Here is a 15,472-nt window from a genome sequence, read left to right as displayed (position 1 = left end):
AGGGCAGAGGGCAGAAGGGATAGCGAAGCGTTAGCGAGTCCGCGAGCGTCAGAATTTGAACGAGGCTTTAACCCCGCTCAATTCTTGGCCACCAAATCCGAGATTATGGTGAGCAGTGCGGTAGACGGGTTCCCCGGCATAAAGCAACTACGAACCAGTAGGGTGGGGGACTCAGACCCCTGTTCCCTCTGGGCACGGGCTTTAGCGCAAAACAGTATTCCAACTGAAACTCCAGCATAGCTGCCCTCTGCCTTTCTAGTTGAACGCTACATCAGTCAGCAGAAGTAGGATCTAGCCGTGCATTAAATACGACTTCATGTAGTAGAGACAATCTGCCAGCTTCTTGGGAGTTCTCCTTTTTCCGTTGGGAGTCAAGATGATCTGCCACTTGCGTCAGCATCAGGTTAGAGTATGCATTATCCTGTCGGGCTAACAGCGAATCAGTACGTTGTTCTGCTAACATCGACACAATTAAACCGTTCTGAGCAGCGATCGCTTTGAGAACGTTTTGAGAGGCATCCATATTCTGCGCCTCATCAGAAATATCTTTTGCTTGCTGGGCAATTTGTGCAGTAGTATCAATTTTTTCTTGAGTTTGCTGCTGTCCTTTTTTTCCAATCACGCTGGCAATCGAACCAAGCGTCAGTTCACGCTCTAGCTCCTGAGCTTTTTCTTGGGCGACAGGATAAGAATAATCATCCTTGAGCGTATTTTTCAATTGTTCAGCCGAAGCGATTGGGTCAGGCGCACCCAATTGTCCAATAGAACTATCAATTGCAGCATTAGCGTTTTCTTTGATGTCAGCCCAAGCACTGTTAATCTCATCCCTAGCCCAGGTTTGAATTTCACCAACCTCACTTTGAAGATCCGAAACCAATGAATTGATAAAATCGTTGATACTGAAACCATAGCTAGGTGCAGCTATCAATAAACTGCCAACTGTAGCAGAAAGTATTACCCCAATTGTCCGTTTTTTCATATTAAGCTACTCGCTTTGTGCATGATTTTGAGAGTAAATTCTTCGCTAATTCTGATAACTCTTCCCCCCGAATCATTCTGATATAATCCTCACTAAATTTGACTAGCCCAAGCAGAGGATTATCTTGATAGTGTTTGAGAAACAAACTGCGTAATTCTTGCTCGTTTGGATTATTAGCAACTGAGGCTAATAAACAGTAGGCGGGATAATAGCGGCAGAAAGTCAGCTTGCCATTATCATCAAGCAGCCACTGAGAGTAAATGCCCGACTTTTTTGGATAAAAAGCTTCCGTACTATTGATCCTGATGATTTCAGTTGGATATTTAAAGCGAACAATGAACGGGTCAACGGCTGATGATTGAATCCTGCCTACTAAACGTGTAGTGATATTGGCAAATATCTTCTGTGCAGCTTTGCTCTGATATATAGTCTCTGGTTCTTGGGCAGAGATGATGACGCGGATACCGGACTTAGCACCATTGGCACACAATCGCCCAATCAACTCCGCGATCGCATCGAATTGAAATAAAATTGGCGCTTCATCAAGGAAGAAGATCGAAGCTTTTGATGATAATGCACGACGTAATGCAGCTGCATAGGCACTGAGAGCGAGTATGGCAGCATCAGCTTCACTCGATAAATTACGTAAAGCGAATACTAACAATTTGGCATTAGTTCTAAAACTGGATGGGCGTGAGATGGATTGCCCGACCCTGGTACTCAACCAATAATTTATTCTCAGCCTGATTTGCTCTAAGGCTTCAGAAATCTCTTGACTCTTACTAGCAATAGAATCTAATTGTATGAAAGCTGGAGAACAAAAATTATAAAAATCTTTGAGCGTCGGAGTTTCGTTCCAATATTGAGTTCCAAATCCATTTTGTATTGCTAGCTTGTAGCGCAATTTAATTTCATCATCATTAAAAAATGTTTTCAAAGCTAAAGCAATGATTGACTCAATATTGGTGGTAATAGTTGGGCTGACACCAATCATGCTCGTCCCCATCACCATTGTCATCAGCACTGATTTGAGAAATTCCTTAAAATCGTTCAATCGCTCATTTCTCAGTTCTGCATCCAGAGAGCGCAAATCAGGAAGTTCAAAAAGATTGTTTGATTCTTTGGAGATGTCAAAGTATGCCCCATCTTCACCCAGCAGATTGGTGTAGTCGGTAAAAGTGGATGTTCCGTCTGGCTTGGGATAGTCTAGTGCCACTACCGGAATATCTTGTGCAAGTGCCGGGGTAAGAATACCTGCCACCAGCACAGATTTACCTGAACGAGTTGCGCCGAAGACTGCCAAATTTTTGTGGTTTTGGTACAAGTCTAAATGTACTGGTGTGCCGCCTTCTTCTGCAATCAACTCAAACCCACTGCGATCGCCTGTGGCTGTGCGAATCAACGGCATCAGCCCTGGTGCTTCCGAACTAAAATATGGCAGTCGGCGGTTAAAAGGCTTGGTTAACAGTGGTTCCCAAACAAATGGACAACACTGCAACCATGTCTTCCAAGCGTATTCTATTTCTCGGTCAACTACCGCCGGACGCAAGAAATAGCTGGCAAGATATCGGCAAGCTTCGTCTAATTCCCGTGGGGTTGGACGGTGGACGAGAAAAGCAACTGCGGTATGCACTACTACACTACCTTTATATATTGTCTTCTGCGCCTCTACCGCTTCTTCAATATTCATCCCCGATTTGACATCAATATTTCCTTTATCTGTAGATAAAGAAGTGCTGGTAATTGATTGCTTGGTAATGCGTTGAAGATTTGTTTTAGAAATAGCTTGATTTGCCTTCGTTAGCTGACAAATAACCTCTGTATCAGAAATACTATCTCTAGAGATTAATTCCCATAGATATCGCAGTTGGGCTTGTTCGTCATACCATCCCCCTGGTTTTTGGCTGAAGTTAAGCGCCCCAACATATTTATTTTGTAGTCTTATCCATTTCCTATCAAAGAATGGCACAGATAGCTCATTCTCTAACAGATGGTGGCGGATATGAAAATCACTAGTTTGAGTTTCTACTAGTCCATTGGCAGAATCTATCTTTAAAGGATTAGGAATTGCTGGTGGCGATGACAGATTGAATTGCTGCCAAATCATTTCCCATATTTCTTGGGCACTCAGCACCCTAATCCCAAGTTTCATTTTACTACTTAGTATGGCTGACCATTGCAAAAAACCATTGCTAAAGGAATTTTGGAGGATATTTTCAATTCTAGTATTGTTATGGGCATGAATTTCTCCAGTAAAAGAAAACCAACCTTTTTCTAATTTTCTGATAACCGATTCGATAAAATCATGAGAGCGTTCATTATCAGAAATAACAGTGTATGTACACCATAGCCGGAGAAACTTATTCTTTCTAGTGCCACTTTGAGTTAATTCTTTAACTCGCAATCTTTCACTGCGAATCAATAGCTTTAATGGATCTTGAGAGCAAGTTGACTCTAAAGAAGATAGTTCCTTTTGCCTATAATAATCCGAGGTAAAAGACCCTAAGTGTATTGTGAGACTTTCGCCTTCGGGAATTTCTTTTAACCCCGCTTCTATGCCCTCAAAGATCGGCAGCATTTGCGATGATTCCAAATTCGGATGAATCCCTAAACAATCAAAGCAGAATTTGATTTGAATATTTTCACCTTTTTTGAGAATTAATGCGCCTACGCCCTGCCTACCTCCTAAGTTGAGGTCGCAAATCCCCCCTAAATGGATAATATCTTCAAAGGGAGTGAGCATTTTGACAACACTAATCTGCTCCTTTTCTAATATGACTTTACCTAATTTATCTTTAGCCTTATTAGAAGATTTTGGCATAACTTTACCAATAAATGAAATCTCACTAAAACTCAGAACTTAGAACTTATTTCTCTGACGACTTCCGACCTCTGACTTCTGTTGTATTGATTGAAATCTCATATATCCCCTACTAATTCGAGGGACGCTGACGAACTTACCGAAAAAGTCTTTGTTTGTAGAAATTGTCCACCATGTTGCCCATCCCCAAGCAATACTTAAGCTAGTACCTAGCCAACTTGTTTTCAGTAGATAATTGAACAGAAAAACATTGACTACTGCTATTAATGTCCAGGCAAATATTTGATCGGCAGGGAATGGCCCTAGTCTTGGTCTTTCTCCTAAAATCCGATTTACTGTCCGAAAATCATGTTTATTTGACATATTTACTGAATTTAATCAAGAGTTATCAGCTATTAATTCAAATACGTATTTATCAATAACTGATAACTTAAAAAGCTTTCTTACTAAACCTGAACAATCAAACCAGTAATTAAATCTCCAACAAAAACTGCCATAACTATGATTAATGGAGTTCTTGCTAACGTCTGCCAGTCTTCATCATTCCGGGCAGATTGAATAATCCGAACTAGACTGATCCCAACATATAATAGGAATAAAGCTCTTAATACATTGAAAAAAAGCGCGATAACTGCTGCTGTTTGTCCATTGCCGGCATTACCAAAAGTGGTGGTCATCCAAGTTTGAGCATTATTGAAGAACTGAGCATTAGCTGGAGCCGCCGCAAAATCAATTAGGCAAATTACTGCTAACAGCGCAAACAATACAGCATAGAGATTAACTCCATACTTTCGTTGTACTTTGTCGAAGTTAGTAAATAATGCTTGTGACTGTTTCGGCAAGGCAATGACGATGGCGGACGCAATCATAAATCCACCCATCAATATATTGTGGACGGACATCTCTGCTATCATCAACACACCAGTCACACCCATGAGTGTAAGTGTGCTTTTTGTCGCCCTGTCATTCTTTGGAGAAGGTGAGAGGGTTGCCGTTGCCGAAGCGGAAAAACTTTCTAGATATTCGTAGTCAGTACGCATCTCGTTCTCCTGAACGATTGGATGAGGAATACGCACATTCTTAAATAAGTCAGCTTCAAGATGGAGACACTTTAGTACTAAAAAAAAATAGCACAAAAGTACTAGTATAATATTGCTAACATTCATTCTCTAAGTATTTAGAAATCAATTATATTGTTAGCAAGCTTTTTGCTTGACATATAATCCCTGCAATTATTTATTAGTATAAATAATTTTGTAATTAGCTCAGTAAGGTAGAAATGTGGAGATTGACTTTTGCTTGGTTTTGTGTGTTAAAGCCTGTTTAATGCAAGGCACTTGCCAAGAATAAATCAGCCCAGCCGTATCAATAATATTTTTGGCAAAACCGAGATATCTAGGCGCTTTCGCCCTCAAGGCGAAAGCGACGGCTGGGCTGATTTATTTATTGGTTCTCCCTAATACATACGTTTTTGGCAAATTGCCATGACAGCCTGATCGCAATTGATATCATTCTTTGGCTGATGATAACGGTTGGATGTTAAGCCTGTCGCCAACCTTGATATTGGCAGCGCCTGTTGCTAGCTCTAGCACTTGATTGGCAACTTTCCCCTTGTAGATAGGGCAAGGGGTTTTGTAACACGGTTGGGCATTGTAAACCGCAGTTGTCACCACATTGTCCTTAAGATAAAAGATGTCTAATGGAAAATTTACCTTGTACATCCAGAAAGGCACGTTGTAAATTTCTCCTCCCAGGTTGAATAACATTCCGCGCGAACCGTTTAAGGATGCTCGAAATTTCAGCCCTTTCTCTAATTGCTCTGATGTAGAGGCGACTGAGAGCTTAAATGTGCGATTGCCTTTCGTGAGAATGTGCGTAACTGGTAAATCCTGGGGACGAGTTTGGACGTAACCAATCGCCACAGTGCCAATGATAATTGATACTCCAGCAACAGGGCCTAGTATGTTCAGTAACTTGAAAGCAGCGTATAAATCCTTTTCGGAATTAATTTTTAAAGTTTTCATGTTTCACCAAAAATATCAACATTGCCGAGACTATATATAGATGAATCAATTGGACTAGATGGAAGGCCATGCAAAGCCGCAATGTTCCTCATACTTTCAACTCGGTCAGCTTCGCGGATGGCCAGAGGATTCATACTCTGCCTTGCTGCCAACAATGCCGACAATGTAATTCCTAGTGGTGGTAGTTTGCTAGCTGGTGCAACATCATCACCAAACATTTCACAGAAACTAAAGACGGCGGCACGTTCAACAATGGCTTGAATCTCCGCACCGACACATCGCTGCGTGGCTTTGAGTAACCTTTTCCATTCTTCTTCGCTGTACCCATCGCCCCGATCGCGGAAACGAGGATCGAAACGGGCTAAGTGAATCTTGAATATTTCGTGCCGTTCTCCATAATTGGGTAAATCCACCTTAAAAATCTCGTCGAAGCGCCCACTTCTAGTTAGCTCTGGTGGTAGCCATTGAATATTGTTAGCCGAAGCGATAATTAAAACCTCACTAGTACGTTCTTGCATCCAGGTCAAAAGCATACCAGCTAGGCGTTTGGATAAATCATCATCCCCAGAAAATCCTTTGTCGAAGTCGTCCAAATACAGGATTACACGGTTAATTCGGTCTACGAGTGCGAGTAAATTCTTGAGCTTATATTCAGCCAAATTACCGTAACTGCGGAAACTCCCCCACTCCAAAATAATCAGAGGTAGCCCCAATTGTGCAGAACTTGCTTTAGCCGAGTAAGATTTTCCTGTTCCCGGTGGGCCGATTAATAAAATCCCCTTGGGTAAACGAAGATTGTAAGCTTTAGCCAATGAGGATAGAAGGCGCTTATAAGTTTTAAACGCTTGCTGGATCAATTCTAAACCACCAATGGGTGTGCTTGGAGGTTGAAGGAATTGAATATTATAAATTCGCTTAAACAGTTCGATTTTGTAAGTGGACAGTTTTTCTACTAACTCATCCGGTGTAATTTCATGATTTGCAATAGCCTGTCTAATTCCATAGTCAATGTCTGCCAAGTACATGCCTACTGAGACGTTCGCCGTCGCATGAATATCGCTATGACTGTAATCCGGTAATACTTGGGCTAAATAACTGCTTATTTCCTCTATAGCTGGCAGTTGTTGAATGACTGTCGGAACTTCGGGGGCAATGTCAGATGACACAGTGGCGTTTGACCCTAAGAGAATCGCTGCTTTGTTAGCATTGCAATTGTACAGCTTTAGGTTAATGAGGGCTGACTTAATCCACTCGGAAGTCAGAAAGAAATCGGGGTCAGTGGTAGACTCTCCCAGCCAGGGGAATATACCTTCTAGTATCAGGATTCCTGATAAATCAGTAGTTTTCCAAAACCGCAGAATTTCAAAGTAATGTTCGCGTCGATTCTTGGCGATCGCCTGATACTGGTTAACAGTTTTTAAACTTAATCCCTCCTCATTAGTAGATAACTGCTGTAGCGCATCATCTTCCAGCGTCCACAGGTAACAGTTAATGTCCAGGCGCTGGAATTCACTGGCTAGATTGATGAGCAGCCTGACCCTCTCTTGCAATGGAGACTCGACAGCTATCAGCTTATTGTTAAGTTTGATTAGAGAGAATATTTGCTTTGTTAACTCATTACTCATCAGGATTTTAACTAATTTTCACCCCAATATTATTGATAGCTAAAACTCTTTACTAGCTACTTTAGTACTGAAAAAATCGGTACTAGAGTAGCTTGACTTTTTTGCAACTATAGCTCTAATTCCTCGTGGTTTTGTTGTGAATAACGCTGTTGCGATTGATGGGAGAAATTGATTAACTGCGTATTCCAATCCCCACTTTCGCACTTGAGTTGAGTCGAGTGTGGCAGTAGCTCTTTAACAGCCCGTGCCGCAGTTGATTGACTAAAAGCTACCTGTACACAAGGAACATTACGTAATCTTTCAAAAGGTAAATTTGAAGTGTCATCTGCTGCCATGTAAACTGTTCTGTTTTCTGGTATTCCTTTAACCTGATATTCCAGCATGGCTACTGAAATGGTGTCAATGGGAGAGTCAGACAGTACAGCAGTGCTAGTTTTATCACTAGGCTTTTTCCCCAAAGTAAAGTAAAACCAGCTATTACGGCGAACTGTACCTAACTCATAACCAGAGAATTTATTGGTTGTACCTTCTAAGAAAGCCCCTTTGGTATTCCCTTCCAAGTCCCGCATCACAAACACAACATTTGCTTTTGAGTCGGCATAAACTAGCCCCTGGTTATGTAACATTTGTACGCAATCAGAAGGTATGCCTCGTTTCTGTTTGAGGTAATGTTCAACGACTGACCAATTAGCTTTATCCTCAACGGGTGGGGTGAATTGGGATGCTGGTTGAGTTTGGATAATGTCAGCCGCAACTTTTTGAGCATGAGTCTGAGCTGCACGTTTTGCGCCGACTTCACCAAATCGCTCCCCGATCCATGCGATCGCTTGGACTTGGTTGCATTGATTAACGTGTTTCACTAAATCAATTGCATGATTACCTTCAAAATGAGAACCGGGAGCAAGGTCACTAAATTTAGAGCCATCTATATTAATGATGTGGCTTCCTCCAACCCATTCATTCCCTTTACGCCACAGCCCTAACTCCCAAGCAACATCATTTAAAGCTAAATCAGTTGACCACTCGATAAGCTTTTTTATTGATTGATTATCTTGTTCTAATTGTGCAATTCGTCGCCGTAACTGTTCATTTTCAAGTGAGAGAGCTTTGGCTGTAGCTTCCATTTCCTGTTTTCGCTGATTCGCCCTGTCTCGGTCGGCAGCTTTGGCCTTCAATTGCGCTGCACTTAGCTCATCAACTTCTAAATCACGCCCCTCCTCCACAATCCGGTAAAAGTCCTTGATGTCCTGGTGCTTGGCTTTACTTCCCCTAATCCCACGCTCCAGCCCAATTAGGCGCATCGTGTTGTAGTAAGAATCTTGAAATTGTTGGATTTTCTGCCGCCCGTCAAAGAAATGATTGCACCGTAGCTGCCCTTGATCATCAAGGGGGACAAAATAAGCGTGAATATGGGGGGTGGCTTCGTCCAGGTGTAACTCGGCGCGGACAATGCGATTGCCATATTCATCCGCTAACCACTGGTGAGTCGCTTCTACCCAGTTATCCAACTTTTGTGGTTCATAGTAACCGGCTTGGGTGGGGCAGTCGGGACGGAAATAACTGGGCGATGCACTCAACAGTAACTCCACGCAGTACACCGCATCAGTGCGAATCTTCCGCTTCTGCTCCGAGTCCCCTATCTTGGCTAAGACTAAATCCTCTAGTCGTTCCTCTGGGTCGAGGCTACCGATGAACCGAATATTTTTTTGAGTCGGATCTGCATTAGGGGTTTCTCTTTCTCGTGCAGTGTGAGATGCACTCCCTGATATATTACCCCGCTTTAATTTTTTTAATCGCGCGATCGCGTAGCTCATGGCTTCACATCTTGGATAAACTTGGTATGATTTTGTTATCACGCTGATTTACCGAAAATCGGAGCAATTGCGACTAGTCGCCAAAATAGCTAAATTGCTCAAATGCGAAAAAGTGAAGATAGTCGTAGTAAGTACGATTATTTTAGCGGCTTGAAAGACTTTTTGAAGGAACTCTAATACCTAACTAGCTCAAGTGCTTACATAGCAAAGACCCCAGGCATTTAGTCGCCTGATTCTAAGCAGTGAATAATTTGGGTACGAATTACGCACGAATACTCATAAATGAGGGAAAAAGCGCAACGCAGTGAAAACACAGTGGAAACGCAATTGAGAGAAAAAGGGGGATTTCTCCGCCTAAATACTCATTTAGACTACCCGCAATACTCATTTTTGTATCAAGTATTGCAAATGTAAACAATAAGACAACTGTACTGGTTTTTAAAAATGGACAAACAGGGAAGCAAAGACGTTGAACTGCCAAGAGTAAAACGGAGACATGATTCTTGGGATGGAAGAACTATTGAATACTTGGTGAATCATCGATCAAAAAAGTCGGCAGGTGAACTGACAATGGAAGCAGTGACAAGTTACTGGCTAATAGAAGCATTAGTGGGAAAGGTAAGTAAAGAGGAATTTATTGAAGCTTGCTTGTCGAGTATTGGGGAATTGGAAGGAAAGCTAGTAAAGATTAGAATTTTAATGCAAAAGGTTTCTAATTCTTTTGAAGTAGAGAGTAGTGCGATTTTGCCACCACAACAAATAGAGCAGAACAAATCATCGATTTTAGAAAAAAGCTTGCCAATCTCAACAAATGTGATTCGCAAAGAGAAAGAAGAACAAGAGGAACTAGAGCAAACAAGTCAGCAGGAAGAATCCTTACTATCTGATGATGATTTGGGATTAATGGACTTGAAAATGACACCAGACTTATTAATGGCTACTCAATTGTTGGGATTTGACGAAACAAACGGTAATAAAAATTTATGACAACTACAAATACTAATCAGGACAAATCAAGCCAAGTCGTGCAGTTTATACTGACGGCAGACTTGGGGGGTAGTTCAACCAAAGCGATCGCCCAGATTTATCCGGCGGGAGTACCATTTGCATTGTGGATGAGTCCAGAAGTTGCCGATGTGGGAGAGGGTTCAACCAAACATTTAACTGTAGATGCGCTGCCTGATGATAGCGCTTGGGTGAGAATTGGTCAGGAATATTCTGTCTTAGGGAGTATTGCAAAAAGAGAGTTTGCTGGAACTGCGGCACTGCAAGATTTGAAGTCTGAATATGCCTTATCAAAGGTTGCTGGTTTGTTGTGGCTAGCTAAACGTCAAATAAATCTAGATATTCACGAAATGTTTCTCCAGATTTTGCTACCACCTGGAGAAGAGAAGAATGTACAAGATTTGGCTAAAAAGTTTGTCTTGAACTATAGGCAAGGAGTAATAACGCCAACGGGAAGAATGAAAATTAAGGTCAATAGCTTCAAAAATCTTCCTGAAGGAACAGGTATTATTTCTTACAGAAATCGCGCTCTAGGGAATGTATTTTCTCAAAAAAATATAGGATTGTTAATGCTGGGTCATCGTAATGCCAGTTTTACCCTTTCAGAAAAAGGGAAAGTAGCAAAGAAAGAATCGACAGACTTGGGGATGAATTGGGTGTTACAAAAGTTTGTCGAACGTACTAGCGTAGGACTATCGAAAGATGATCCGTGTATAGCGGCGGCTTTAGTGGAAGCAAGTAAAGGTAATTTCACTGCATTACGAAATTTGTCACGTAGGAATACACCATCAGGAATTAACTCGGATTTAGAGTTGTTTAAATCAGTTTTAGAAGTGATTCGGGATGAATACTGTCGAGCATTGCTGCGGTGGGTGAAAAACCATGTACCATTAGACGAAGTTCTCATCTGTGGTGGTACAGGTGAGTTTGTGCGTCGAGAACTGACACAATATTTTCAAACAGAAAGCATCCCTATCGTTTGGAATGGTGGAGTAGTTATTCCCAAATCATTAGATACCGTTGGCTTGGGTGAGCGACTGGCTGATGTTTGGGCAACTCATATTAGTTATGTGAGAATGCTGGATGAAAATTTTTGCTATGAGCGCAAACAGAAATTAGTACCAGATTCTTATTCTCCAGCAGTTAATCATCTCACTTCTATCAATAGAGTGTAGCTCTCAAAAAACACATTTTGGATTTGAGATTTTAAATTGAATGTGTTTATTTCATATTTTGCTAGTAGCGATCGCCGCTAGTCCAAGGCTCATATTTTGCACTTGATGTTAGACAGATATTCTGTCTAACATCGTAAAAGCCTCTCTTGGTAAGAGATATGCTTCAACTTGCACCTTTCCTCATCTGAAAGTGCGATCGCTCTAACAGTAACAAGCGCGAACAATTAACATTGGCAAATTAAGATGGCTGAAATGACACATTTGCAGGTACAAGAATTATCACGATTTGCCCAAGAGCAAGACTTCAATCAGCAATATCGACAGTATTTTGGGGATGTCTGGGACGAAGTTGGAGTTAAGGATATCTCCAAAATGACCATCCAAGATGCCGAGCAAACCTTGAAGGTACTAGCTGATAGTGAGGCATCTCCCCAATTCATCAAATCCCTACTAGCACAAGCAGCAATTGATGGTGCTACACCGCAGGTTTTGGAGTATTTCTTGAGTAGTGACATTGACTCAGATGGCCGGACTCTGGCACAAGAATTATTCCAGGATGGGACGAACCCGTTGGAGTCGGATACACCCCAACCACCATCGAAAGCACAGATTCTATCCCCATCTCTACAACCAGATTTGGAATGGGAAATATAGCATAAACTCACTAACTTTACTAGCTACTCCAGTACCGATTTTTTCAGTACTAACGTAGCTAGTTCTTTTTAGAGGGCGTATATAAACTTCTTAAGTTAGGTATGAGTTCCATTTTTCAAAAAGCACAGTAGGGTGTAATTGACTTGTTGATTACACCTGTTCCCTCAACTAACCCAACAATTAAATGAGGACATATTTATGACTTTATTAGGTATTGATAGACCTTTAGATGCAACCCAAGTAAAACTGTGGGACGAGCGCGATTTATCTACAAGTGCTCGTCGCCAAGAGCATCTAGAAATTCTCCTGTGCCAAAAAGTCCAAAAAGGAGAAGACCCTGCCTTATGCGAACAAGTTTTGAATTATCTGTACTTCTCCATATATCAACAGAAGCTCAATCGCATTGCTGTCCAAAAGGAGAAAGAAAAGTCGGTCTTTGCATCCGTACAGCAAGTGATTATTACGTCCTTTGCTATTTTAGGAATGTTTGCGTTCCTTGCCGCCGCTTCCAACAAATCAGTTGTGCGATCGCCTGGGGTAATCCCTCCAGCTATAGAACGGCAAGCCAATTAACCAAACAATCTGCTTTTTCGCCCAGTCGCAATACAACTCTTGGAGAGGCTATGCTCAGTGCAAGGGGAGCAATTGCAGATGTAAAAGAATGCCACTAAAAAGCTGAGAGCGTTGTTTGATAATGCTTTCAGCTTATATTGTCACTCACTCGGCATCGCTCCCGCCTAATATACTGTGTCCTTGTCGAAAGGCAAACTGTCTTCCGGCTCAAAGTTACGCAAGTCTTGCTCCATCTGCTGCCGACGTTGGACGTATGTTCTGCTAGCGCCAATCCGAGCATTCATTTTCTGCTCACCAAAGTTAATACCTTGTTCTGCGTAATCAGCAGACACAGCATCATAATTCTCGACTTCTATTTTCTTGCGCCACTCAAGCTGTTCGAGGGCACTTTCACTGATACCAATTTTCTGAGCGTACTCTACATATTCAGGTCTGAGAGAACCATCTGGGTTAAATTCCTTTTTTTCTTGTTCAGTAAAGAAATCGTAGGCTGTGTAGATTGGCCACGGTTCTGGATCAATCTCATCCAGGTGCTTCCACTCGTCGTATCTTGCTTTTAGCCTAGAGGCATAATCATCAATTGCCTCGTTACTCATTCCCACAGATAACATTTCTTGTCGAGCTTCATTTTTCAAGCTGCCATCTGGATGGAACTCTTTCTTGTGCATATTTATCCAACGCTTAATCCTTGACATATAAATCTCCTCAGAAATTGATTAAATTTCATCAATTTACTTAGCATTTATGACTCTGGAATTGAAACATTTTGATCCTCGTTTAAATCAGTGGATCTATACAGACGATAACAAAACTGGTTCTCAATCAATTTTAACTGAAAAGCTCAGTAATACCTTATTAGAATTTTACTTTCCTGGCAAAGAATTCTCGTTTGGACACTCAGATGAATACAGTACTGCTGAAGAGTTAAAGAATCATCCAGATGGACAGATTTTATTGCTATCTTCTAAGACTCGCTTACTTTATGGAGATAAAGAATGTTTAGAAACGATTCAAAAAATTTGTCCAGATAGTAAAGACCGTGGGGCTTATGGTTCAATCTTCCTTGGGGCTTGTAAAAATGCGATTCACGAAAAATTAAGCATTCTGGTAGTAGATGATTCTACTGAAAAGGCTGGTGAAAATGGAGGGATATTATCGAATGATTTGGCATATAAATTAGTTGGTGACTGTTATGGGCAGATTTCAACACAACTTTATGACAAAGTAACCTTAAGAGAATCCCAAGCAGATAAAAGCTATCGTGTAATTCAGCATCGATTTGGTTGGGTGGATGGAGTTGGAGAGGATACTACTAAATACCGTTTTGGCAAAGGAACATTGCGACCATACAGGTTAGACGAAATCAAATATGCAGATCCAAATAACAAACCAGAAATAGACATAATTCTCCCCGTAAGCAGTTTTAAGGGAACAGACAAAGATAGACCCAAAGGCCCCACTAAACCGCAGATTAAGCCAGGATTATATCAGCAAAATATTTGGTTAGCTGAAAAAGGGCAATCTCAGCAAGGTCAGATGTCTATCTCCCAACTGCTGGCATCTTTCCCCCAAGGAATTAAAGATTTTGTCGAGGAACTAGAGGTACAAGCTCAAAGATTAGCCTCTATTCAAGATGACCCAAGAATTGTTGCTGCTTACTATTGTGAAAGATATGAAAAGCGTAAAGAATCATTGAGCCAAAATAAATTAAAAACACGAGAAGTCATCAATCAAGAAATAGATGTTAAAAACTTAGAGAGAAATGATGACTTAAATGCAGATCAGGACTTGGATGATGACTCCGCTAAAGATGATTTGTTCATGTACAAACTCATTAAAGCCGATTTAGTTGGGCATCAGCAGTTATTAGAAACTGAGAAGGTCAAACAGGAATTAAGTCGGTTTGTACAAAGTGAGTGGCGAGATATTGCTGTTGGGAAAACGCTTACTTTTGACCGAGGGATGATTATTCCATCCAAGGAACTCAAAAATGGTGAAATTTGTGTCCCTTGGCTGAAGCTTGGAGAAAAAGTTCTTAACTTTCGCTCTCCTTTTCTGAATTCTAACGGATTGTGTGTGTCTACCAACAAGCACGTTGAAGACCAAATCGCGCCAGATGGGAAGGTTTTAGAAGGCATAATTGTAGTCAATGACGAAGACCACAAGCGCATACAAGCCAGAATTACAGAGTTAGAAGCACGGGGGATTGATGTTGATTTTATCGACCCAGCAGAAACCGAATCAGAACGCCAAGCGCGAGACTACGATGGTGATTGCATTGGTGTAGTAAGAGCCAGCTTCTATCCTAATTTAACAGCAGAGGCAGAGCGAAGAAATCTTCCTCAAAACGCTTATTCGCCCACGGTTAAGCTCAAAAAACAATCATTTTATGATCCTAGCGATGGAAGCCAGCGCCCATTTGAAGAAATCGCTATCCACATGAGCGATAGCATCAGCGTGGGCATAATCAACAATCAAGTGACGGCACTGGAGGCATTAGAATCAGAAATTGAGGCACTAAAGACTTACGGTACTTTTGAGCAGAAATCAAATTATCTAGACCAAGTTTCTAACCATTACGAAACCCTGTTTGATCAAGAACGCCAGAAAGATCCAAAGTTAATTCGAGAAGAATACAAGCCTTATATGCAAGGGGTTGTTGAACTTGCTCATTCTCAAAGAACTCCCGAAATTATCCAGCAAGCAATGGACATTAACCGTCAAATGTACCGGAGCATGATTGAAGAAGGATGTTATCAAAACCAAATAGCGGTTGATTTATTCAAAAGTGCTAAAAAACCT

Annotated in this window: 12 protein-coding genes and 1 pseudogene; 5 read left to right on the top strand and 8 right to left on the bottom strand. The window is 41.4% G+C overall.

The features are described 5' to 3' along the window. Positions 1-271: 271 nt before the first annotated feature. The 7 genes from H6G92_RS27135 to mobV form a co-directional block, all read right to left on the bottom strand. On the bottom strand, positions 272-979 hold the full coding sequence (locus H6G92_RS27135; protein ID WP_190898095.1) for a hypothetical protein: 708 nt from the start codon (positions 977-979) through the stop codon (positions 272-274). Between the two features lies 1 nt (position 980). Further along, on the bottom strand, positions 981-3,800 hold the full coding sequence (locus H6G92_RS27130) for a hypothetical protein (protein ID WP_190898092.1): 2,820 nt from the start codon (positions 3,798-3,800) through the stop codon (positions 981-983). Between the two features lie 39 nt (positions 3,801-3,839). Beyond that, the gene (locus H6G92_RS27125; protein WP_190898089.1) at positions 3,840-4,163 is read right to left on the bottom strand and encodes a hypothetical protein; all 324 of its coding nucleotides are present in this window, start codon (positions 4,161-4,163) and stop codon (positions 3,840-3,842) included. A gap of 83 nt (positions 4,164-4,246) precedes the next feature. Continuing rightward, on the bottom strand, positions 4,247-4,840 hold the full coding sequence (locus tag H6G92_RS27120) for a hypothetical protein (protein WP_190898086.1): 594 nt from the start codon (positions 4,838-4,840) through the stop codon (positions 4,247-4,249). Positions 4,841-5,308: 468 nt separating this feature from the next. After that, positions 5,309-5,824 carry a DUF192 domain-containing protein gene (locus H6G92_RS27115; protein WP_242059324.1) on the bottom strand — a complete coding sequence of 172 codons (516 nt, stop codon included), beginning with the start codon at positions 5,822-5,824 and terminating at the stop codon, positions 5,309-5,311. Next, positions 5,821-7,449, bottom strand: a complete 1,629-nt coding sequence (locus H6G92_RS27110; RefSeq protein WP_190898083.1) for an ATP-binding protein — start codon at positions 7,447-7,449, stop codon at positions 5,821-5,823. The genes H6G92_RS27115 and H6G92_RS27110 overlap by 4 nt, the downstream gene beginning before the upstream one ends. A 107-nt stretch (positions 7,450-7,556) precedes the next feature. Then, the gene (gene mobV, locus H6G92_RS27105) at positions 7,557-9,305 is read right to left on the bottom strand and encodes a MobV family relaxase (RefSeq protein WP_313889999.1); all 1,749 of its coding nucleotides are present in this window, start codon (positions 9,303-9,305) and stop codon (positions 7,557-7,559) included. A 402-nt stretch (positions 9,306-9,707) separates the two neighbouring features. Here mobV and H6G92_RS27100 point away from each other — a divergent pair, with 402 nt between their 5' ends. The 4 genes from H6G92_RS27100 to H6G92_RS27085 all read left to right on the top strand — a co-directional run bounded on the left by H6G92_RS27100 (position 9,708) and on the right by H6G92_RS27085 (position 12,670). Further along, positions 9,708-10,250, top strand: coding sequence for a hypothetical protein (locus H6G92_RS27100; RefSeq protein WP_094342887.1), 543 nt, complete (start codon positions 9,708-9,710; stop codon positions 10,248-10,250). After that, entirely contained in the window at positions 10,247-11,443 is a 1,197-nt protein-coding gene (locus tag H6G92_RS27095) for a ParM/StbA family protein (protein ID WP_094330335.1), read from the top strand. The genes H6G92_RS27100 and H6G92_RS27095 overlap by 4 nt, the downstream gene beginning before the upstream one ends. A gap of 243 nt (positions 11,444-11,686) precedes the next feature. Further along, positions 11,687-12,097 (top strand): hypothetical protein, encoded by a 411-nt coding sequence (locus H6G92_RS27090; protein WP_190898080.1) that lies wholly within the window; start codon positions 11,687-11,689, stop codon positions 12,095-12,097. A 198-nt stretch (positions 12,098-12,295) separates the two neighbouring features. Continuing rightward, a complete protein-coding gene (locus H6G92_RS27085) occupies positions 12,296-12,670 on the top strand; it encodes a hypothetical protein (RefSeq protein ID WP_190898076.1) in 375 nt (124 codons plus the stop codon). 164 nt (positions 12,671-12,834) lie between these two features. Here H6G92_RS27085 and H6G92_RS27080 read toward each other — a convergent pair whose 3' ends face one another. Then, positions 12,835-13,365, bottom strand: a complete 531-nt coding sequence (locus H6G92_RS27080; RefSeq protein ID WP_228042739.1) for a hypothetical protein — start codon at positions 13,363-13,365, stop codon at positions 12,835-12,837. Between the two features lie 49 nt (positions 13,366-13,414). Here H6G92_RS27080 and H6G92_RS27075 point away from each other — a divergent pair. Further along, a pseudogene (locus tag H6G92_RS27075) lies at positions 13,415-15,472 on the top strand (hypothetical protein); the annotation flags it as partial.

This window comes from Nostoc foliaceum FACHB-393, assembly GCF_014698505.1.
GTDB classification, from domain to species: Bacteria; Cyanobacteriota; Cyanobacteriia; order Cyanobacteriales; family Nostocaceae; genus Nostoc; species Nostoc foliaceum_A.
The sequence above is the reverse complement of the archived record's forward strand: the minus strand, read 5'-3'. Positions and strand labels throughout refer to the sequence as shown.